The organism is Marinilabilia salmonicolor JCM 21150 (genome assembly GCF_000259075.1).
Taxonomy (GTDB): Bacteria; Bacteroidota; Bacteroidia; order Bacteroidales; family Marinilabiliaceae; genus Marinilabilia; species Marinilabilia salmonicolor.
Map to the genome: position 1 here is coordinate 80,716 of NZ_AJKI01000001.1, position 21,551 is coordinate 102,266.

Annotated in this window: 15 protein-coding genes and 1 pseudogene; 13 read left to right on the forward strand and 3 right to left on the reverse strand. The window is 36.9% G+C overall.

What is annotated here, in order from left to right; translation table 11 throughout:
* Positions 1-19 precede the first annotated feature (19 nt).
* Together W7W_RS0100290 and W7W_RS0100295 are read right to left on the reverse strand one after the other, a co-directional pair.
* A complete protein-coding gene (locus W7W_RS0100290; protein WP_010661882.1) occupies positions 20-1,993 on the reverse strand; it encodes an IPT/TIG domain-containing protein in 1,974 nt (657 codons plus the stop codon).
* Between the two features lie 11 nt (positions 1,994-2,004).
* On the reverse strand, positions 2,005-3,216 hold the full coding sequence (locus tag W7W_RS0100295; protein WP_010661883.1) for an outer membrane beta-barrel protein: 1,212 nt from the start codon (positions 3,214-3,216) through the stop codon (positions 2,005-2,007).
* A gap of 401 nt (positions 3,217-3,617) precedes the next feature.
* Here W7W_RS0100295 and W7W_RS21460 point away from each other — a divergent pair.
* The 5 genes and pseudogenes from W7W_RS21460 to W7W_RS0100330 all read left to right on the forward strand — a co-directional run.
* Positions 3,618-4,241, forward strand: a pseudogene (locus W7W_RS21460) (ADP-ribosylglycohydrolase family protein); the annotation flags it as partial.
* A gap of 374 nt (positions 4,242-4,615) precedes the next feature.
* On the forward strand, positions 4,616-5,986 hold the full coding sequence (locus tag W7W_RS0100315; protein WP_010661886.1) for a hypothetical protein: 1,371 nt from the start codon (positions 4,616-4,618) through the stop codon (positions 5,984-5,986).
* Between the two features lie 133 nt (positions 5,987-6,119).
* Entirely contained in the window at positions 6,120-6,395 is a 276-nt protein-coding gene (locus W7W_RS0100320; RefSeq protein WP_025006982.1) for a helix-turn-helix domain-containing protein, read from the forward strand.
* An 88-nt stretch (positions 6,396-6,483) separates the two neighbouring features.
* Positions 6,484-7,941, forward strand: coding sequence for a DNA primase (locus W7W_RS0100325; protein WP_010661888.1), 1,458 nt, complete (start codon positions 6,484-6,486; stop codon positions 7,939-7,941).
* Positions 7,942-8,191: 250 nt separating this feature from the next.
* Positions 8,192-9,043 carry a toprim domain-containing protein gene (locus tag W7W_RS0100330; RefSeq protein ID WP_010661889.1) on the forward strand — a complete coding sequence of 284 codons (852 nt, stop codon included), beginning with the start codon at positions 8,192-8,194 and terminating at the stop codon, positions 9,041-9,043.
* Positions 9,044-9,182: 139 nt separating this feature from the next.
* On the opposite strand, the gene W7W_RS22685 is transcribed toward W7W_RS0100330, so the two are convergent.
* Positions 9,183-10,289, reverse strand: a complete 1,107-nt coding sequence (locus W7W_RS22685) for a hypothetical protein (RefSeq protein WP_010661890.1) — start codon at positions 10,287-10,289, stop codon at positions 9,183-9,185.
* Between the two features lie 372 nt (positions 10,290-10,661).
* Here W7W_RS22685 and W7W_RS0100340 point away from each other — a divergent pair, with 372 nt between their 5' ends.
* From W7W_RS0100340 to W7W_RS0100375, 8 genes are all read left to right on the forward strand, one after another.
* Complete coding sequence (locus W7W_RS0100340) at positions 10,662-10,937, forward strand: toxin protein of toxin/antitoxin module, HigA family (RefSeq protein WP_010661891.1); 276 nt, start codon at positions 10,662-10,664, stop codon at positions 10,935-10,937.
* Between the two features lie 35 nt (positions 10,938-10,972).
* On the forward strand, positions 10,973-12,061 hold the full coding sequence (locus W7W_RS0100345; protein ID WP_010661892.1) for an ImmA/IrrE family metallo-endopeptidase: 1,089 nt from the start codon (positions 10,973-10,975) through the stop codon (positions 12,059-12,061).
* A gap of 290 nt (positions 12,062-12,351) precedes the next feature.
* Complete coding sequence (locus W7W_RS0100350) at positions 12,352-13,260, forward strand: restriction endonuclease (RefSeq protein ID WP_010661893.1); 909 nt, start codon at positions 12,352-12,354, stop codon at positions 13,258-13,260.
* Between the two features lie 59 nt (positions 13,261-13,319).
* Positions 13,320-14,885, forward strand: coding sequence for a type I restriction-modification system subunit M (locus W7W_RS0100355; RefSeq protein ID WP_010661894.1), 1,566 nt, complete (start codon positions 13,320-13,322; stop codon positions 14,883-14,885).
* A 65-nt stretch (positions 14,886-14,950) separates the two neighbouring features.
* Positions 14,951-16,171 (forward strand): restriction endonuclease subunit S, encoded by a 1,221-nt coding sequence (locus W7W_RS0100360; protein WP_010661895.1) that lies wholly within the window; start codon positions 14,951-14,953, stop codon positions 16,169-16,171.
* On the forward strand, positions 16,135-16,821 hold the full coding sequence (locus W7W_RS0100365) for a hypothetical protein (protein WP_010661896.1): 687 nt from the start codon (positions 16,135-16,137) through the stop codon (positions 16,819-16,821). The genes W7W_RS0100360 and W7W_RS0100365 overlap by 37 nt, the downstream gene beginning before the upstream one ends.
* Positions 16,822-16,859: 38 nt before the next feature.
* Positions 16,860-18,662: an FRG domain-containing protein gene (locus W7W_RS23380; protein ID WP_010661897.1), complete on the forward strand. Its 1,803-nt coding sequence runs from the start codon at positions 16,860-16,862 to the stop codon at positions 18,660-18,662.
* Positions 18,663-18,664: 2 nt separating this feature from the next.
* Positions 18,665-21,520 carry a type I restriction endonuclease subunit R gene (locus W7W_RS0100375; RefSeq protein WP_010661898.1) on the forward strand — a complete coding sequence of 952 codons (2,856 nt, stop codon included), beginning with the start codon at positions 18,665-18,667 and terminating at the stop codon, positions 21,518-21,520.
* Positions 21,521-21,551 lie beyond the last annotated feature (31 nt).

Here is a 21,551-nt window from a genome sequence, read left to right on the forward strand (position 1 = left end):
GCTTTTGGATTCGAGAAGATCAGGGATTTGGATTATACTCCCAGAAATTATTAGAAGAATTATTCTTATCCGGATCGCCCTGGATGTATGCCACATCGTTGATTGTGAAGCATACGCCATTTCTTACCCCATTAGCGTTGTCAATAATAGTCCATTTATTGTTCAGAATGTCATATTTGCATAAATAGGGGTAGTGACCATCAGACATAAGGTAGGCATTGTTTCCCAACACAAATACACATCTCTTGCTATAGAATAGATTATCAATCTGATCTGCCAGACGAGTCCATGTATCGGACACCGGATTGTATTCCCATAACTCATCTTTTGCGGTAGTCCCATCAGATGTTAAGATATAGGCTTTGTTGTTATGAACAAAATTTATATCTGCATACGCATGCCACCAATTATCTGTTGTGAAATCATCAATTTGTTGCCATGTATCACTATTCGGATCGTACATCCAAAAATTATTTTCTCTGGACTCAGTAGAAATGGCATATCCTTTTCCGTTTAAAGCAAATGCGGTTAACCCTTCATTATTCTCTGGAAAATCAGCTATTTGCTCCCAGGAATTATTTAGTATATCGTACTTCCAGAAATCTTTATTGTTATTAAATCCACCTATATATGCGAAGTCCTCAATCACAAAAACAGTCATATGGAATCTGTAAGATCCTGGGAATTTTCCCATCTCACTCCATTGGTTGGTAGCGGGATCGTATCTATAGCAATAAATTGTATTATTGGTGCCGAAGGCACAATATCCATACTGTTCATGGCTAAAACTGTAAACAGCTGATTGTGGATAATCATTGTCAGGAATCTTACCTTTATTTAGCCACACATCTGAGATATATAAACCCGAATTCATGACTTGCTTCTGTTCTGCAGTTTCAATGCGTATCTTGATGTCTCTTGTGATATATATGCCTTCAGGTACCTTTACTTCCAGGCGGCTATTTGAAGCATTTTGAGGGATAGCAGCTAAATCATCAAAATAAACAGTGTTGTTGGTGTTAATCGGATTGAAATTTCGGCCTTCTATGAAAATGGATTGTCCTGTCTCTGCTTTTCTGTGAGAAATGCGTTCTCCGAAAGGGGCATTCACGGTAAATTTATGCGGGTAGCAGTCGGTGATACCATTTACCGAGACACATATTTCCAGTTCTTTTTGATTGGCTTCAGGTGGAACCTGAACAATTAGCTCAGCATTTGAAGCTTCGGTGATGTTGGCTGTTTTTCCATTAAAAGTAACCTTTAACCCTTTGTTTTTCATGAAATTTGCTCCGGAAATGGAAATCTCATCACCAAAACTACCGGATTTAGGAGTAAATTCATTTATTGTTGGGCTTATGTAAGTGAATACACCTGAAGAGCTAACTTCACTGGTGCCAGAATTGACTATGATTTTTACGGCCAATTCATTTTCTTCAGAAGGGACAATTGCTTTTACTAATGAGTCTGAATGATAGATGACTTCTCCCGGGAGGGTACCAAAGAATACTTCGTTACTTCTTGAACTGAATCCTTCTCCTTTAAGATTTATTGTATCTCCCCAGCTGGCAACCTGAGGCTCAATTGATGAAATCACCGGTGGTAAACTTCCTCTGCTCAGAAATTGAACGGCTTGCCCTAAAACAAAATGGTTTTTGGTTTTTACATAAGCTTTAACGAAATATCTTCTCTCTTTTAGCAGAGATGAATTAATGGTAAATTCAAACTTGCCTTTACCGATGGTTTGTTGCTTTTCAATTTTTTCAGAACTAAAAGGATGAGGGTCTGGAATGGTATCCCAGGTAAAGCCATATTCAATGTTCGGACTGTTTCCTTCTGATAGTATTTTTGCATTAAAAGTGGCTCCCATATTGGAGATATTTGTTACTTCCAGCGTTTTTATGCGTGGGTAATCTTGCGATTCAATTACCTCTTTCTGACAAGTGGTTAAAGATATCAGAATAAGAATTATAAGAGCAAAAAGTAATCTTTTCATTTGAATGCAGGTTAAAAGGTTAATCCTGTTGAAAATCTGAGGGAAGTGGCAATGGTTTTGAGATCATTATTTTGAGTATTGCTGCCATATAAGATTGATAAACTACTAAAGGCTCTTAATTTTTTAAGGAATTTGTATTCAATCCCAAGGCCTGCAGTAATACCTTTGTTAATGGAATTGAATAAGTCGGGATTTCCTTCGGAGGTATATACAGTATTTAAAACATATCTTTCTGAATAAAAACTTGTCTTCTGGTTAATGATTAAATCGGTATAGAGACCTAATAACATCTGAGGTCTGATCTTGCCGGTAGGGTAGGTGTATTTGAAGGCATAACAAGCTATTAAACTAGTTTTATGAATATGATAGTATAAGTTATTGGGAATTGCTGGAGTTGAAAAGGATTGAGATCCATAGAAATAGTCTTTATTTAAAGATAGATTGATTTGGAATGTGATTTTTTCATTCCAGCGTGGCACAATAAAGTTCATTCCAATTCCCGCAGTTGGACTGGTGCTTGTTTGAAAATTTATTTCTTCCAGATTAGAGTTGTCAAAAGAAATGGAGCTTAAAGAAAACCCCAGCAGTGGTTTAAGTTCAACCTTTAAGACGGGTATCTTCTTTTCATAAACAATGCAAGCATCGTCGCTGCATTTATAATCATGATACTTCCGGGTAATTTGTATCATGGATTTGTGGTTTAGTTCTGCGTCAGCAATATTTTGTCTGATTTCCGGTATGTCAGAAAAAGCATAATTTAGAAGACCAATGTATTTTTTGGACTCCCGGTAATAAATTGCCCCGTCTTTTTCTATTTCTATATCTTCAGCCTTTAATTCCAGTAATTCGCCTTTTTCTGATTCAATGAAGTAGGCTGTATAATTTAAACTTCTATAAAAGAACAGGTTTGAAATTCCTTTAAGAAGAAACTCTACAAAGACAGTATCACTGAATGCTTCAGTTTTGATTTGTTTTGTGATGTAAAATTTGCCCGAATTGTATCTGTATCCGTATATGTCACCGGGATTGAATTCCCGTGCCGGAGCTGCTTTGTGTTCTTTAAAATTACAAACCTTCATATTTCGGATCTCACCTCTATAGTCCACAAACCCATGGAGAGTGTCTAAAGAATTGGTTATGATAAAACCAGGCCGGAAATCAGATTGGGCAGAAATATTTAAAACAAAAAAGGTTAGAAAGCTGCAAAGAAGGAATGATCGCATAAGTGCTGTTTTTCGTGGATTAGTGGTGGTATGGTTTATTTATGGTGTTTTTGATTTAGTGATTCTATTGTGACATTACATTGGACATTAAAAAAGTGATGTTTGTAATCATTACGTTGTGAATTAAAGATATCTGTTTAGTAATATCATCTTTTTTGTAAAGCAAAATTAGAAAAATAATACAAATATTAATTGTTTGTTTATGAGTTATTTTTTGTTTTAATTCTTTAGCGTAAATATATTGGAAATGCATTTATTTGGTGTTTAATTAAGATTTTTGGTTAACAAGATATACAAATTGGAATAAAATGATAAGAGCAATAATTGGTGACTTTGTGGGGGGCGCGTTTTGAATTTAATTATTATGTGCAACAGATTTCGAATTCTTTACAGAAGATAGCACCTTTACCGATGATACAGTTTACACCATGGCTGTGGTTCATTGGATATTGGTTTCGAGTGAGTGTGGGTTAACCAGCGCTGAGCGTTTTACAACAACGCTAAAAGAGTGGTGTAATAAGTATCCGGATGAGAGTTATGGGATCCGGTTTCCCCAATGGATTTCATCACTCGAATCCATGCCTGAGCCATACAATAGTTTTGGGAACGTGGCAGCCATGCGCATTAGTCAGGTGGGGAATTACTTTACCTGTCTTGAGGATGCCTTACAATATTCTGATATGGTTACCGGAGTAACCCACAACCATCCTGAAGGATTGAAAGGGGCCAGATCGGCTGTTGAGGCTATGTTTTTAGCTGGAAAGGGAGCTCGAAATAAAGAGATAAAATCGACAATAGAAAGGACATGTGGTTGTGATCTCACTGCTAGCTGTGATACCATTCGGGCGCATAATCAATTTGATGAAACTTGTCAGGTTATCGTTCCTAAGGCTGTTATTGCATTTTTGGAGAGTCGGGACTTTGAAGATACCATACGATTGGCTGTTTCCATAGGAGGGGGCAGTGATACCATTGCAGCTATTACAGGAGGGCTTGCGGAAGTTTTTTACAAAAAAATTGTTTGAGACCTTTAAGTCCAGGCAAAAAAAAACCACCCTTAAAAAAAGGATGGTTTTTGCGGAGAGAGAGGGAAATGAATTTTTGCCTTCAAATACCACTCTTTCAATATTTTAACTGAGGCGTTAAGCTTAGTCCTCTGCAAGTCCACCCACGTTATGTTAATTAGGGTGTTTTAGCTCACTTCAAAATGAACTCTATTTCACTTCAAAGGTAATATTTTTAATGAAAAGGATTCGAACCTAAATTGAAAAAAATGGGCCACATTTTATTAAACAATTTGATTCAAATTTTTCATATTTTTTAATGACGTATTGTTTGGGCAAAATAAAGTATTTTAGGAAACTTATTTTTTGTCTTATTTTCAATATTGATTTTACAAATGAGTTATATTTTAAGGTATTTTGATTCCCTCGTAGATGAATATGATTATAAAGTCTTTACTCATTGGGATAATAAAAAAATCTATGCACCGGGTTTAATTGAAGAAATAAAGGAAGAAGCTCTTAAAGCCAGAACAGCCTTTCGAGAAGTATATTACAGTAAAATCGAACCTGATGAAATGGAGGTCTTCTTTTCTCGGATATTAAAGCGTTTAATGTTTTACAAGAAAGAGATTGAAAAACGGGTTTATCAATCTCAGTTTACATTATTTCGAATTAATCATCCACAGAATTTTCATGTCAAATTAGAGAATTATTATCAACTATACGATGAGATTTTATTTCTTATTAATATAGTAGTTAACGAGATAGGGTTGGATGTTGAAAATAATGGTTTGGATAAAGAGAAACTGGAATATAAAATTGAAAAGCGGGATTCAAATGAGATTTATAGAGATCATTCAATGTTAAAAATGCAAATCTTTAAGGAAAATAAGGTATCAGAGGAATTGCAAAAAAAATATAGAGTAAAATTCACAGAAGATGATATAGATAATACCAGAAAAAACATAAAAAATCTATATCCGCATATCTATAGACTTCCCTATAATTTTATTTTGGATGTAGATCTAAATATTGACGCAATAGATATGACCTTTGAAGATCATGTGCAAGACTTTATAGGGGTATATGTGTATGAAAACCTATCATTTAGAAGGTTTTTTTACCTTCAAATTGCTCAGGATTTAAAGGCAAAAACTAAAACTATTAAAAAACAAGATGAGATTGAGGAATTCGTGGTTGACACTCTTATATTTAACAATTTGTGTGAAGATCTAATCATACCCTATTTCAAATCTAAAATATATAAGATTGCTATATATAAAGAAGGAAAGGAGTTGCATGCGTTTTTAAAAAAGCAAAAGGATAGATTAGTAAATATTGCGCAATCAGAAACCATTAAACGATATCGTCAGATTTTATATAAAGACGATTCTAAACCAACATTGATTAGTCAATTGGATGAGTTATTTACGGATTTGATTGACCATTCTGAATTTGAAAATAATAATGAGCCTAATCTTTCCAATACTTATCAAGATCCTAAAAATAAAATTTTTGTTGATTTGGATGAAAAGCAACTGGGTATAATGATTGGGGCTCTTTATGAGACGGGAATTCTCTACCGGAATAGAACCAAGGATACAAAAATAATAAGTGAAATTATTTCTCTTAAAGGGAAAGGGCCTATTGAGGCCAACCAACTTCGAAATTTGTCTTATGAAAGGGATGAGGCTGCTGTTAAAACTGTTCTTAAAAAGTTTCAGAAAATGGTTAGTTTATTAATAAAAGAGGATGTTAATCGTTAGTAGGATAGGTGATTACAAATACATGTGCATAATTGCGCATTTCCTTTTAAACTCCATATTGCTTTGATTTGCCAACGTAATTAAAACACCAACTGACGTCAACGGTGCAGTGTTAATTCTTAAAATTATTGCAATGGCAAGTCAAATAATGATAATAGACGAACATGAGTTCGGGAAATTAATGCGCAAGATTGATAGAATATCTGATAAACTTGAAAATCTTGATTTAAAAAGCAATGACGGCTTTAAAGAAAAATGGTATGTAAGCGACGAGGTGTGTAAAATCCTCAAAGTAAGTAAGCGCACTCTGCAAAACATGCGCGACAATCAGACCATTAAGTTTAGGAAGTCCGGTAAAAAGATCTATTACAAAGCTTCTGATATAGAGGAGTACTTGAATAAGATCTAGCAATAACCAGGCAGGTTGTGTCTTAACCTGCCTTTTCTATTCACTTTAACCGGATAATAACCGGTAAATCAAACAAACTTTTATTCGGATGAAAATAACTGATAATACTCAGATGGCCACTGGTATGTCTGATGGTAAGCTCAATCACTCGCATGTTGACGGGAGTGATTTTATTAAAGAAACTGAAGATAAGAAGATAAGGTTTTCGTCTTCAAGATTTTTCAGGTTTATTCATGGAAAAGGAATCCGAAAGATCAGACAGGGTGCGGATTTCGACTTAGTCCTTGTTCAGGACTATATTGTCTCCAAGATTTCTACCTCAGAGGTGAAAGAAATTGTTTTAAACTTTGTCAAGACCCTGGAAAATGACCGATTAACAGATTACATACTCAATAAAACGGTTCTATTCTCTTTGAAATATCTGGATGCTGTGGAGACTATAAAACCTAAAATGCACAGAGATAAACCAGGTGAATCATTCTTTTATTTTCAGAATGGAGTTGTGAAAGTTACTGCGAAGGGCATTCAACAACCGATTCCTTATCATCAGTTTAAACGCTTAATCTGGAAAGATCATATTATCTCCCGCACTTTCAATGCCGAAACAGATATTGAAATAACACCACCGATGTTTCAGGATTTTATTTCCAAGCTTAGTGAAGGTAATGAAGAGCGCTTTAAGAGAATTTGCTCTGTAATGGGTTATTGCTTGTTCGATTACAAGACATCTGCAACATCACGGGCGGTTATTATTAATGATGAAAAGGTGAGTTCTGCTCCGGAAGGAGGAAGTGGAAAAAGCCTGATTGTTGATGCCTTGTCAAAACTTAGAAAGACTGCTTTGTTTGATGGGAAGAAATTTGATGCGAAAGCGGATTTTGTTTGGCAGAAGATTGATGAAAGTGTCAGAATTGTGGGGATTGATGATGTTAAGCGGGGATTCAATTTTGAAGATCTGTTTTCAATCATAACTTCCGGTTTTAGAAATATCAATAAGAAAAATAGGGATGAAATTGAGTTGTCTGTTGAGGAATCTCCCACAATTGTTATTACTACCAACAATATTCTGAAAGGGAACAGCGGTTCTTTTCTGCGTCGCCAGCACCAAATTGAGGTTTTCCAGTTTTTTAGCAATAAGCTTACACCGCTGGATTATTATGAAAGCACCTTCTTTAGTGACTGGGATGAAATGGAGTGGCGTCGGTTTGATGTTTTCATGCTTAATTGCGTGATGATGTTTTTGATGCATGGTGTTACCGAATATCATGAAAAAGACCCGCAACAAAAAGAACTTATCCGGGAGACCAATCAATCTTTTGCTGAATGGATTGAGGATAACCTGGAATTATTGACAGCTTCTGAGGGTGTGGGGACAATTCAGGCGCGTGATTCTTTTCTGGATGCAACCAATCAAAGGTTTACTTCTTTATCGGATCGGAAATTTACCAATTACGTGAAAGCCTATTGCCAAATATATGGCTATGAATATGTGGCTTTATCAAATATGCGCCCCAGAGGATTTCGTATCTCTCGAAAAATTGAATGATGCGATCCCCTTTTTCTTTTAAAACTACGCGGTAATGCGGTTAACCATTTGAAAATAAACAATCAAAATAGGTTGCAATAGCGGATGTTTTCCGGTGAAGAGTCTTGCTGGTTTAATGATAGAGGAGGGGAGAAACCGAAAGAGTACCGATTTGCTGACCGCTTTTAAATGCTGATAGATAATTTAATAACCGCTTTGCCAATAGAATTTCATTTTTTATTGATGTCGAATAATTAAAACTGAATAGATCGTGAATGAAATAAACATATCTCAAGTTGATATCCTTGCCATTTTGAGTAGCTATGGCATTCAGCCAGTGAAAAACCGAAACCATAAATTCTGGTTTAACTCTCCATTACGAAACGAAACCAAACCATCTTTTATAGTAGATACGGAAAAGAACCTTTGGTATGACTTTGGCCTTGGTGAAGGAGGGAATGCTATTACGCTAATCTGCAAGTTAAATAACGTCAGTGCAAAAGAAGCATTCCAGATTATTTCAGGAAAAGAGTTTCCTAAACCACGTCACATTATTTGTAAAACAGAGAAAACACCAGGGAATTCTGCCTTAAAGATTATTAAGGCCAATTCGTCCATTCAAAGACCGGCACTTATTGATTATCTGAACCAAAGAAAGATTGACGACAATGCCATTAGAAATTGTAAGCCACTTAAAGAACTCTATTATGCCATAGAGGATAAGCGGTATTATGCCATCGGATTTCAAAATGACAGGGGAGGGTATGAAATAAGAAATTCCTTTTGGAAGGGATCTTCCAGTCCTAAAAGCATTACGACAGTTCCTGGCAATCCAGGGATAGTGAATGTTTTTGAGGGATTCATGGATTATTTGTCGGCTTTGACTTTTTTTAAGACTGCTTTTCCCAGGCATACTTCAATTATTCTGAATGGCACAGGCCAGACAAAAAATTTAATGGCTTTATTGCCGACATTTCATAAGGTGCATCTTTACCTGGACAATGATGAAGCAGGGAAGCGTGTTGTTGCTCAAATAGAAGATAGCCACCGATGCGTTATTAATCACTCTGAGAAGCTTTACCCCAATCACAAAGACTTTAATGAATTCTTATGCGGAAAGTAAAGAGTGAGTTTCTTTCTTTGACATTTTAATACTTTGGTGAATATGCTAGTAGTATAAGCTGTCAGCTTTAATTTTAACGTTAACAGCAACCAATTTTTAAAACCGTCCTTCTAAACGTAGTGGGGGCGGTTTTTATTTTTTACGATATTTCTGATTCATAAAATTTCCGGAGTTGGGGCAACCAATCTCCAGGAGTCTTCCTAAACTTCAGGCCTACTTTTTTCCCGTTATATCCCCAAACTTCAGAATCAACCAATATAGCCCCTAGATGACTGGAAAGTTGAGATTCCGTTGTGCTCTTTCCTAATTTGTTAAACAAAAACCACCCGAATCCCTCTTTCTCAGTACCATTTCTTAGTTTTTCTACATTGTTAGCTAAATCCATCCAATCGATTTTCCTAACAAATTGGTCTATTTCATCTAATTCTTTCTTAGTTATGGTTGTCTCTTCTAATTGATCACCTTTAAATTTTCTTTTTATGATTATATCATTGGTGTTTGTTAGCCGCCAATCAAAAGACTTTGCTTTAGGCCCCAATGTTTTTGATTTTAACCAAATTTTCTGATTCTTCTTATTGATAGTTCTGGTGTTATCAAAAACTTGAGGGTTAATAGGTTTGTTGGACTTCTGCGAAAAGGATTTTTGAGTTTTTAAGTTTTTGCCATAAGCCCAAAGCGCTTTATCCAGTCGCCAGTAATCAATATTGGCCTCTTTAACCATCTGAACAAAAAAATTCCGATAGGTGTCATAGCCATCCCAGCTTAAATCTGCTTTTTCCGAAAGTTCTTTATTTCCAGATATTATGTATTTAAAGGCTCTATAAACATGTTGATCATATAATGGGTATATTTCTGGATACCAGCAGTGTAAAGCAAAAACACCCCAAATAAATCCGAACCCATTAAAAGATTTCAGGTGTGTTAGCAAAATTGGTTCTTCATTTGGGAATGTTGCAGGAACTTGTTCTTTTAAAATTTCTTGATTATTTGAAATGTACTGCCATATCTTGTAGCCTACGGGTGTAGATTCTTTCCATCTTTCTGAAAAAATAAAGTGCTGTCCATATTTATCACAATAGGTACCACCCGTTGAGCATTCTTTAAGGCATCCTGTTTTCCAGGCTCCCATTATTTCAAATTTTTGCTGATGTTCACCACCTTCAACTACCAATTCCTTATATAACTCATAAGGATACTTGGAATTGTCATATTCATTTTCCCACTTTAAAATGTCGCTTATTGCCATGGCTTTTTAGTATTTATGATTCCATTGGCAATTTATTGAAGGAAATTCTAGAATTCAACCCCCGGAGTCATTATTATTGTTTTCAAAGTAATAATAATGTGCTTGTTAGAAGGTGATATAAGTTAGTTGCATTTTTCAAAAAAGGAGTATTCTTTTTCAAAATTGAGAATCCCTTCGATTAATTTACCATAAAATTCGAACAAATTGTTAATTTTATTTGCCTATAACTGTTTCTATTTTGAAATTTAAAAATATTTTAAAAGAATATTTTTTGAACTTTTATTAACCTTTCCCGTTAATATTAATATATTTGCAGTGAAATTATCCTTTAAAACCAAGAAACTAGAAAAGCAATTAACCAACCTGCCCCAGATGAAAAAAGCGTTTGGAACCAGAACAAAGAAGGTTAATCAAAGAATGGAAGAAATTAAGGCTTCCGATAATCTGAGTGTTTTAATGTCAATCCCTGCTGCAAGATGTCATCCGTTGACCGGAGATAAAAAGGGAAGTTTCGCAGTAGATATATCGAATAATCATAGATTAATCTTTGAACCCAACCACAATCCGGTCCCCTTAAAAGATGACAACAGCATTGACCACATAAAAATTACCGATATCCAAATATTAGGTACCGAAGATTATCATTAAACAGTCTTTTGTGGCAAACGGAAAAAACTATCGCTATGAATGAAAACCTGACTTTACGGAAAGAAATGTTGTCACCTCCCGGGGACACAATACAAGAGACTATTGATGAAATAAGAATGTCTCAGGCAGATCTGGCCCAAAGAATGGGTAGGTCAAAAGAAAAATTGAATGATTTAATAAAGGGCCGTGAACCGCTATCCAGAAATACGGCGCTTTTGCTTGAAAGGGTGCTGGGAATTCCTGTTAGCTTCTGGATTAATCGGGAAAATGCATACCGGGAAGAATTGATGAGAATTGAGCAGGAAGAATTTCTTGAAACATGTGTGGACTGGGTCAAAAATTTTCCTCTTCCACAATTGAAAAGCCTTGGTTTTCTTCCTGATACAAAGAAGTATTCACAATTAACAGATGCTTTACTTCGATTTTTTGGAGTGGCTACGCCCAGGCAATGGGAAAAAACTTACATGGAAAACCGACTGGGAGCAGCGTTTAAGGTATCTATGGCTCATGCCCATTCACCGTATGCCATTTCAGCATGGTTACGTATTGGCGAACTAAAAGCCCTTAATTTAAAGTTACCCGAATATAATGCCAAAGCATTTGCTACAGCGTTAGAAGAAATCAAAGAAATAGCGAGTTCCCAACCTGTGGAATTTAAGGAACTTCTTCAGAAAAAGTGTGCTGAAGCTGGTGTTGCCCTGACTTTTACTCCGGGACTTTCCAAAGCACCAGTGAGCGGGGCTGCATGGTGGATGGGACGGAATCCTATTATTCAATTATCAGGCCGATACAAGACTAATGATCATTTCTGGTTTGGTTTTTATCATGAAGCAGCCCATGTTTTGAAGCACAGCAAAAAAGAAATTTTCCTTGAAGACCTGAAAGGCTCTGTATTGGATGAGGAAAAGGAGAAGGAAGCCAATCTTTTTGCTCAAAAGTCGCTATTGCCTCAAAAGGCATTGTCACAATTAATGATTAGTCCCATAGACCAAACAATAATTGTTGAATATGCTAAGAAATTCAAATGCCATCCGGGTATTATTGTTGGTCAACTTCAACATGAGAAAGTATTGCCCTATACCCATTTTAATAATATGAAGGTAAAGATTGAACTTTTTGATTGATTTGCCTTCGAAGAAGGTTGTGTGAAACAATCTTTTGCGATTTGAATGGGTGTCGTTTCAACAAGTGCTTTATCTTTCGTTCAAACACTTAAATATGGAACGCATTACATCATTGGTTGGTTGTTATTTTTATTCCAACAGCAATCAATTTTGAAAACCGTCCTGCTAAACATAGTGAGGCGGTTTTTTACTATCCTGATTAACCCCCAAAATTACTTTTGCAAAATCCCTTCGATTAATTTACCATAAAATTCGAACGAATTGTTAATTTTAGGGCAAATTAAAGAAATATGGCCGTACCCGACTATCAATCTATCATGTTGCCGTTGTTGAAAATGGTTGCTGATGGAAAAGAATACAGAATCAGAGAAATAATTGAATTGCTTTCTAATGAGTTTGATCTTTCACCTGACGACCGGCGTGAGTTATTGCCAAGTGGATCTCAACCACTTTTTGATAACAGGGTAGCCTGGGCCAATACCTATCTTAAAAAAGCGGGTTTATTGCATTCTGAAAATCGGGGACACGTCCAAATTACAGAGCAAGGACTTGAGGTCTTAAAGAAAAACCCCTCCAGGATAGATAATGCTTTCTTAAAGAAATTTTCTTCATTTAATCAATTCATCAATAAGGATCAGAAGCCAATAAAGGAAGATAAAGGTGCTTTAGAAGTTAAAAGCGACAAAACACCTGAAGAGGAATTAGAAAATGCCTGGAAGAGTCTGAATAAAACCCTGGCATCCGACTTGCTTGAAAAGGTAAAAGAAATATCTCCTGCCAAGTTTGAGCAGTTAGTAATTGATCTTTTACTCTCCATGGGTTATGGTGGATCACGTCAGGAAGCAGGTAATTTAGTTGGTCGAACCGGAGACGGGGGAATAGATGGGATTATAAATGAAGATCGTTTGGGGTTGGATAAGATTTATCTTCAAGCCAAACGATGGGAGAATACCGTTCCTATAAAAGAAGTTCGCGACTTTGCGGGAGCTTTGTTAGCACAGAAAGCAAGGAAGGGTGTTTTTATTACTACCTCTGACTTCCCAAAATCGGCTTATGATTTTGCTCACGATATTGACAGGAACATTGTTTTAATTAATGGCATTCGCCTGGCAGAATTGATGATTGAATTTAAAATGGGGGTTTCCGTTAAAGAGACCTACCAGGTGAAGGAAATTGATTCGGATTATTTTGAAGGGTGAGCTTTAACCATATAAATTCTTAGTACTTAAATTCTAAAGATCTAATAGTCTTATATAATATGTCAGAAGACCAGAAAAAACAATTGGAAGCCCAACTTTGGGGAATTGCCAATCTTTTAAGAGGAAAGATCAGTCCCGACGATTACCGGGATTATATTCTCGGTTTTATTTTTTACAAATATTTGTCTGAAAAGCAGCATTTATATGCCAATCACTTGTTGGTAGGAGAGGACGTTACCGAATACCGGGAACTGACCGATGAGGAGTTGCTGGATGCCATACGTGAAGAGTCGCTGATAAAGTTGGGCTATTTTCTCGAGCCTCAGGATCTCTTCTCGGAGGTGACTCGTCGGGGACTTGAGAACGATTACATCCTGGAAGATCTTCAGCGCATTCTCAACCATGTGGAGCAAAGTACCATGGGAACCGAATCGGAGGATGATTTCAATGCCCTGTTTGAAGACCTGGATTTGAATTCAACCAAAATAGGCCGTACGGTAAAAGCGCGAAACGAAATCATCGTAAAGATTCTGGATTATCTCAATAAAATAGATTTCAAACTGGAAGAGATTGAATCGGATGTGCTGGGCGATGCCTACGAGTATCTGATTTCCAAATTTGCTGCCGGAGCTGGAAAATCAGCCGGGGAATTTTATACCCCTCAACAGGTTTCTAAAATTTTAGCCAAAGTGGTGACCACCGACAAAGACAAAATAAAATCGGTTTATGACCCAACTTGTGGTTCCGGTTCTTTGCTTTTGCGGGTGGCCAAGGAAGCCACTGTGGGTGAGTTTTTCGGTCAGGAGCTGAACCGCACCACCTACAATCTGGCCCGGATGAACATGATACTCCACGATGTGCATTTCCGGCAATTCGACATTCAACAGGACGATTCCCTGGAAAATCCGCAACACCTTGAGCAGCGTTTTGAGGCAGTGGTGGCCAATCCGCCGTTCTCAGCTCATTGGAAGGGGGCAGACAATCCTCTAAACGAAACCGACGAACGCTTCAGTCAATACGGGAAACTGGCCCCTAAAACCAAGGCCGATTATGCTTTTGTACAACACATGATTTATCATTTGGCCGACAATGGCATAATGGCTTGTGTGTTGCCGCATGGTGTGTTGTTTCGGGGTGCAGCTGAAGGTGTTATTCGCCAGTACCTCATAAAGGAACTCAATTATCTGGATGCTGTCATCGGGCTCCCTCCAAATATTTTTTATGGAACATCCATTCCTACCTGCATACTGGTGTTAAGGAAATGCCGAAAAGTGGACGATAATATTGTGTTCATTGATGCCAGCGGGGAGGACCATTACATCAAAAGTGGCAACCAAAACACCCTGCGTGATGAGGATGTGGAAATGATTGTGGATACTTACCGTAATCGTCAAACCATAGACAAATTCAGCTATGTAGCCTCATTGGATGAAATTTCAGAGAACCATTACAATCTTAACATCCCCCGGTATGTGGATACCTTCGAGGAGGAAGAACCGGTAGATCTGGATCAGGTGGCTCATGAGCTGAAAGGAATTGATCAGGATATGAAAGAAGTGGATGAAGAAATTGCTTCTTATTGTAAGGAGTTGGGTATTGAAGTTCCTTTTTTTTATGCAAAGTAAGGAGTATTGAAAGTGATTTCTCATTAATCCCAATTGTCAAGGTTAGGACAACCAACAGAAAACAAATGAAACAACATAACAATATACCGCAACTGAGATTCTCTGAATTTGAGGGGGAGTGGGAAGAGAGACCAATAAAAAATATTATATCAGATGCTCGCTTAGGTGGAAACTATAGGAACCTAGAAATTAGTAAAGGTTTACCCCTAATAAAAATGGGAAATATAGGAAGAGGGAAAATTATTCTTGATAAAAAATACTTTCTTCCGGAAAATGAAGAATACAATGAAAATGATATTTTAAAAAATGGCGATTTTTTGTTTAATACCAGAAATACCTTAGAGTTAGTTGGTAAAGTAGCAATCTGGCAAGATGAATTACCACTTGCGTTATATAATTCAAATTTGTTACGAATCACTTTCAATGATGAAATAGAAAGTACTAACAGGTTTATTAATTACCTGTTCAATACCCATTCAACAATTAAATCACTTCGAAGATTTGCAATAGGAACAACAAGTGTTGCAGCAATATATAGTAGGGATTTGTATAAGTTGAAGGTTAAATACCCCTACCTTCCCGAACAACAAAAAATCGCCCAATTCCTTACCGCCGTTGACAAGCGCATCCAACTCCTGACCCGCAAAAAGGAACAACTGGTGCTTTACAAAAAAGGCGCCATGCAAAAGATCTTTAACCGGGAAATCCATTTTAAGGATGAAAATGGGAAGGATTTTCCTGAGTGGGAGGAGAAGAAAGCTCGTGAGATATTTTATAATCACACTAACAAAAATCATGATGGAGAACTCCAAATCCTATCATCGTCTCAAGAGAAAGGGATGATACCAAGAAATGAAAGTGGAATCAAGATCCAGGCCTCATCGAAAAGTGTAAAATCATATAAAATTGTTGAGCCAGGGGATTTTATTATAAGTTTGAGATCCTTTCAAGGTGGTATTGACTATTCTGATTTTCATGGTATATGTAGTCCTGCATATACAGTTTTGAAAAATAAATTACCAATCGATAAAGGGTTCTTTAAGTTCTATTTAAAAAAAGAACGCTTTATCAATCGCCTGAGTAAAACTACCATTGGAATTAGGGATGGAAAACAAATCACTTTTGAAAATTTTGGAGGGCTTGTTATTCCCTATCCATCTCTCCCCGAACAACAAAAGATAGCCCAATTCCTCACCGCTCTGGACAAAAAAATAGAACATACCACCGGCGAAATTGAAAAAATGAAAGAATGGAAACGGGGATTGTTGCAAAAGATGTTTGTGTAATGGAAGACTCTTTAAATAAACAAATACTTGAATGGTGGTACCAATTGCCCGATAAGCTTCGAGGAAATAAACCTACGTTCATTCATCAGCTCAACAAAAATGCAGAAATCTTATTTGTGGGGCTGAATCCTTCTGGAATTACCAAAGAGCAAATGGCAATTAATGAAATTTCAGAAAAGGATATTGAAGAGAAGATAAAGCTAGAACAAAGAGCAATATGGGGCGAAGGACAAACTCGGGAAGGACAATATAAATCTTACTATGGGCCTCTAAATTCTATTGCCGATGAACTTCAAATGAAATTTGAACATTGTGATCTTTTTCATATGAGTTATCGAACCGCTAAAGTTGTAAAGGAGGAACTATATGAGAAAAACGGTGATCTTAAGCCACTACATCAGATGCATCTGTCTGTTTTTATTCAGATTTTAAATTATTTAAATCCAAAGGTTGTCATTACTAATAATGTAATATCGGCAAATATTTTAAAAAAATACTTGGATCTAAAATTTGATAAAAGAATCTTAATGTATAAAAATTCCCATGGCCAATTTTTCTTTCTTAGTGGCATAATGTCTTACGGACGGCTTACAATTTACGATCGGGAGAGACTTGTTGAAATAATAAAAAGAGCACTAAATATAAAATAGGGCTAGGAAGGTTAAAGAATTATTTAATAATAAGTTGTATGGTCTTTTATGTTCAGTTAAAGCAAAAAATAGAAAAGGCATTTGATGATTATTTGACAGAGATTTTTAAGGTTGATGGGCAAAAAAGTCTCTATTTCTATTGGAATTTAGATTTTTTTGAAAATGAATATAACTTAAATTTTAAGTTTTTTAGCCTTTCCCAAATTGAAAGAGAGCAAATAAATGACCTTGGTAGGGACTATTTTGGTGATGGAGATCTTGTTTTTGAGGTAAATACAAATACACAACGCTATAATCTTCATATAAAAAATATTAACCAACTTTTTACTGGTGAAGAAAAGTCAGGACAAGTTGTTAAATATGATTTTATTAGAGAATTTGTTTTTTGGGACATCCTAAGGAAAAATTCTGATAATAATAAAAATTTTCTTCGCTTAGAAAAAAAGCAGAGAGGTAACTTTATCTATACTTATATAGAGTATCTTAAAACACAAAATGTCTCTCTATTAAATCCTTTCTTCATCGATTATTTTCCTTTAGTAAAGACTGAAAGCGGTAAAAAACTAATTGGTAAAATAAAAGAACTTGAAAAAAAGGGATATGATAATAATCGATTGATTAAAAAGATCAATGAGCTTTATATTCTCAAAAAAGAAGCAAAAAAAATTCATTTTGTTTTTTCAACAGTGGGAGGTGAAGAAAAGGAAGAATTACGACAACTTTTAGATTTGATGGGAAGGAAAGAGGCAGGAAAGTTCTACCGAGGGCAGGCTTGTGCCTCTTGGAAATTGAACGCAAGTATTACAAGAGAGCCCAAATATTTAGACCATGAAGCAGAAATGTATTATGAGATCCTGTCGATTAAGCCGGATGCATTTTTGAATGATCGTTCTGTTTATGAACGCTTAATTACAATGCAGCATTTTGGGATGCCCACTAGGTTGCTTGATATTACTAGAAACCCCTTAGTAGCTATCTTTTTTGCTTGTAATAATCAGCAAGAAATGGAAAAAGACGGCGTGGTTTTCACTTTTTCTCCACATAAAAATGAATTTCTAAATTTTGAGGATGATAGGTTAAATAGGTTGTCTGAACTTTATTCCAATCCTATAGGTAATTCAAAATCCAACGGTACTGAAGATTTTTTAGAAAAGGTTTGGTTTATAAAAGGTGTTGCAAAAAATGCTCGAATTAGCAATCAAAGTGGTGATTTTATTTTTGTCGGTAAAGGGGGCGATATCTCCAGAAAACTACATGACTTACCTTCATTTTATATTGTTATTGATGCTCCAACGAAAAAAGTATTGCTAGAACAGTTGGATTCATTGAATATTCACGGTGGTTCAGTTTATCCTGATTTGGGCCACATAAGTAATTATATAGGGCAAAAGTATAAAAGGAATAGTGAACCGTTAATTGACTTAGTGGATCAAGAGGTAGAGAGTTCAAATTCAAATAAAAGTCTAGAAGATTATTTTCAAGAATTATTGAAAAATCCTCCCGAAATAAGTGAAGAAAAACGAAGACAGTATGAGGAGCAATTTAATAATATTATCCGGAAGAATCCTCCCCAAAAGCCAACAAATAATATTAATATGGATGAATTCTGGAGTGAGGGTGTTTTAAATCAGGTTGACAAATTTGCTAACGACGAAAATTTGAATGCGTCATTGTTAAAGAGTATTATTGAAGATTATTTGTTCACTGGCAAAGTTCCATTAAGAGATAACGTGGACAGGGCAATGCACCAGAAATTAAGATTGAAAGAACGGTATAAAATAGATGAATTAATAAATAAGATAGTCCATTTTGTAGATGAATTAAAAAAGAATTTTCTTTAACGATGAACGCACAACCCGAACAAATACTCGAAAACAACCTCGTTAAACAACTGGTAGAACTCGGCTACGAAAAGGTCTTCATTAAAGATGAGGGCGACCTTCTGCTCAACTTCAAAAAGCAGTTGGAGATTCACAATGAAATTATCCTTAGCGAAAACGATTTCAAACAAGTTCTCAACTACATCAACAAGGGGAATGTGTTTGAACGGGCCAAAATATTGCGCGACCGGGTGCCTTACACCGATGACCAGGGCGAAAATAAAACGGTGGAGCTAATCAACCAGATTCACTGGTGTCAGAATGAGTTTCAGGTGACGCAGCAAATCACCATGGAGGGGAAATATAAGAACCGGTACGATGTGACCATCCTGATTAACGGTCTGCCACTGGTTCAGATTGAATTGAAGCGAAGAGGGCTGGAGCTCAAAGAGGCATTCAATCAAACCAACCGGTATGAGCGTCATTCTTATGGGGCGGGGCAGGGACTGTTTCAGTTTATTCAGATATTTGTCATCAGTAACGGTGTCAATACTAAATATTACGCCAATGGTCCCATTAAGGCCCGGTCTTTTAAGCAAACGTTCTTCTGGAGCAATGAGAAAAACCAGCCTGTTTCCCAGCTTTCAAATTTTACAGATGCTTTCCTTGAGCCCTGCCACATCTCCAAAATGATTACCAATTATGTGGTGCTTAACGAATCACAAAAGATACTGATGGTGCTCCGGCCTTATCAGTATTATGCTACGGAGGCCATTATCGAAAGGGTGAAAACCACCCGGAAATTCGGGTACATCTGGCACACCACCGGATCGGGTAAAACACTTACTTCGTTCAAAACGGCTCAGATTCTTACTGCATTTCCCAAAGTGCACAAGGTGGTGTTTGTGGTGGACCGCAAAGACCTGGATTATCAAACCATAAAGGAGTTCAATAGTTTTTGTGAGGACAGCATTGACGGCACCAACAACACCAATGCCCTGGTAACGCAGTTTGGTGGCAGTAATAAATTAATGGTTACCACCATTCAGAAACTCAACACGGCCGTCAGTAAAAACCGGTTTCTGGAAAAAATGGAACCACTGCGTGATGAACGTATTGTTTTTATTTTCGACGAGTGTCACCGCAGTCAGTTCGGTAAAACCCACGAAACCATCAAAAACTTCTTTCGCCAAGGGCAAATGTTTGGGTTTACGGGTACGCCAATTTTTGAGAAAAATGCCGGAACCAATGAGTACGGAAAACGCACCACGGGCATGTTGTTTGGCGACTGCCTGCACAAATACGTTATTACAGATGCCATCCGCGATCAGAATGTGCTGAAATTTTCCATCGAATATATTCGCACCTTTAAAAAGAAAGACCACATTCTGGATATTGAGGTGGAGGCCATTGATGAAGCTGAAGTAATGGCAGCACCTCAGCGGCTTAATAATGTGGCCGACTACATCATTGAAAATCACAATCGCAAAACGCATAGCCGGGAGTTTACCTCCATTCTTTGTGTTTCAGGCGTGCCTACACTCATCGATTATTACAGAATTTTTAAACAGAAAAAGGAGGAGGGGCAACACAATCTGCGCATAGCCACCATCTTTTCTTATCAGGCCAACGAGGATGACAAAGATGCCGTGGGCTTTGTAGAGGATGAAGAATTCCTCACCGCTGCTGAACCTCGTATGGAGTATGATACTAAACACTCACGCGATGCACTGGAAGAGTTTATTGGTGATTACAATAAGGAATACCAGACCAATTTTACCACTCGCGACAGTGAATCATTCTACCGTTATTATAAAGACATCTCCCGAAAGGTGAAAAACCGCCAGGTAGATGTGTTACTGGTCGTGAATATGTTCCTCACCGGCTTTGATTCTAAAACGCTCAGCACCCTTTATGTTGATAAAAACCTGAAATATCACGGACTCATTCAGGCTTTTTCACGTACCAACCGCATTCTCAACGAACTGAAATCACAGGGAAACATCGTGTGTTTTCGTAACCTGAAACAAGCCACCGATGATGCCATTACTTTGTTTTCAGATAAGGATGCAAAGGACGAAATCATCATAAAACCATACAATGAGTATGTGAAGCAATTCAATGAGGCGTTTATTCAAATGTTGCAGATCGCGCCTACCGTTAACAGCGTAAATGACCTACCGGATGAAGACAAAGAACTGGAGTTTATCAAGGCTTTCCGGGAGTTGATGCGCCTGAAAAATGTCCTCAATACCTTTACCGAGTTCACTTTCGACGATATTTCCATGGAAGAGCAGTCCTTCGAGGATTACAAGAGCAAATACCTGGATTTGTACGAAAAGGCCCGCAATCAAAACCAAAAGGAGAAGGTATCCATTCTTAACGATATTGATTTTGAACTGGAGCTCATTCACCGCGATGAAATCAATGTCACTTACATTCTGAAATTACTGGGTAACCTTAAAAATGCTAATCCGGAGGAACGCGAAAAACAAAAGAAAAGTATTCTTGATACCGTGGCCGGAGATACCCAACTCCGTAGCAAACGTGAATTGATAGAACGATTCATACAGGAAAATCTGCCCCATATTGAAGAAACGGACGATATTCCTGACGCTTTTTATGCTTTCTGGAATAAAGAGCGCCAGCAGGCCATTGAGCAAATGGGCAAAGAAGAAAACCTTGACTCCGATAAAATTCAGGAGATCATAGGTGAATATCTTTTTACGGAGAAAAAGCCACTACGCGACGAAATTATTGCCGCCATGCATGAAAGGCCAAAGCTAAAGGAACGTGGCACCACTGCCGAAAGAATTACCAAACGCATCATGCGTTTTGTGGAAACGTTTATTAATGGGGTAGTGGAGGTGAAGGAGTAAAAATGTAGTATTATAATGTGCCAAACCCTCT

Coding starts and splice junctions, on each gene's coding strand:
- W7W_RS0100325 (WP_010661888.1), top strand. CDS start 6,484: ATGAAAATAACTGATAATACTCAGATGGCCACTGGTATGTCTGATGGT.
- W7W_RS0100360 (WP_010661895.1), top strand. CDS start 14,951: ATGAAACAACATAACAATATACCGCAACTGAGATTCTCTGAATTTGAG.
- W7W_RS0100355 (WP_010661894.1), top strand. CDS start 13,320: ATGTCAGAAGACCAGAAAAAACAATTGGAAGCCCAACTTTGGGGAATT.
- W7W_RS0100375 (WP_010661898.1), top strand. CDS start 18,665: ATGAACGCACAACCCGAACAAATACTCGAAAACAACCTCGTTAAACAA.
- W7W_RS0100340 (WP_010661891.1), top strand. CDS start 10,662: ATGAAAAAAGCGTTTGGAACCAGAACAAAGAAGGTTAATCAAAGAATG.
- W7W_RS0100350 (WP_010661893.1), top strand. CDS start 12,352: ATGGCCGTACCCGACTATCAATCTATCATGTTGCCGTTGTTGAAAATG.
- W7W_RS23380 (WP_010661897.1), top strand. CDS start 16,860: ATGGTCTTTTATGTTCAGTTAAAGCAAAAAATAGAAAAGGCATTTGAT.
- W7W_RS0100295 (WP_010661883.1), bottom strand. CDS start 3,216: ATGCGATCATTCCTTCTTTGCAGCTTTCTAACCTTTTTTGTTTTAAAT.
- W7W_RS0100365 (WP_010661896.1), top strand. CDS start 16,135: ATGGAAACGGGGATTGTTGCAAAAGATGTTTGTGTAATGGAAGACTCT.
- W7W_RS0100315 (WP_010661886.1), top strand. CDS start 4,616: ATGAGTTATATTTTAAGGTATTTTGATTCCCTCGTAGATGAATATGAT.
- W7W_RS0100345 (WP_010661892.1), top strand. CDS start 10,973: ATGAATGAAAACCTGACTTTACGGAAAGAAATGTTGTCACCTCCCGGG.
- W7W_RS0100290 (WP_010661882.1), bottom strand. CDS start 1,993: ATGAAAAGATTACTTTTTGCTCTTATAATTCTTATTCTGATATCTTTA.
- W7W_RS0100320 (WP_025006982.1), top strand. CDS start 6,120: ATGGCAAGTCAAATAATGATAATAGACGAACATGAGTTCGGGAAATTA.
- W7W_RS22685 (WP_010661890.1), bottom strand. CDS start 10,289: ATGGCAATAAGCGACATTTTAAAGTGGGAAAATGAATATGACAATTCC.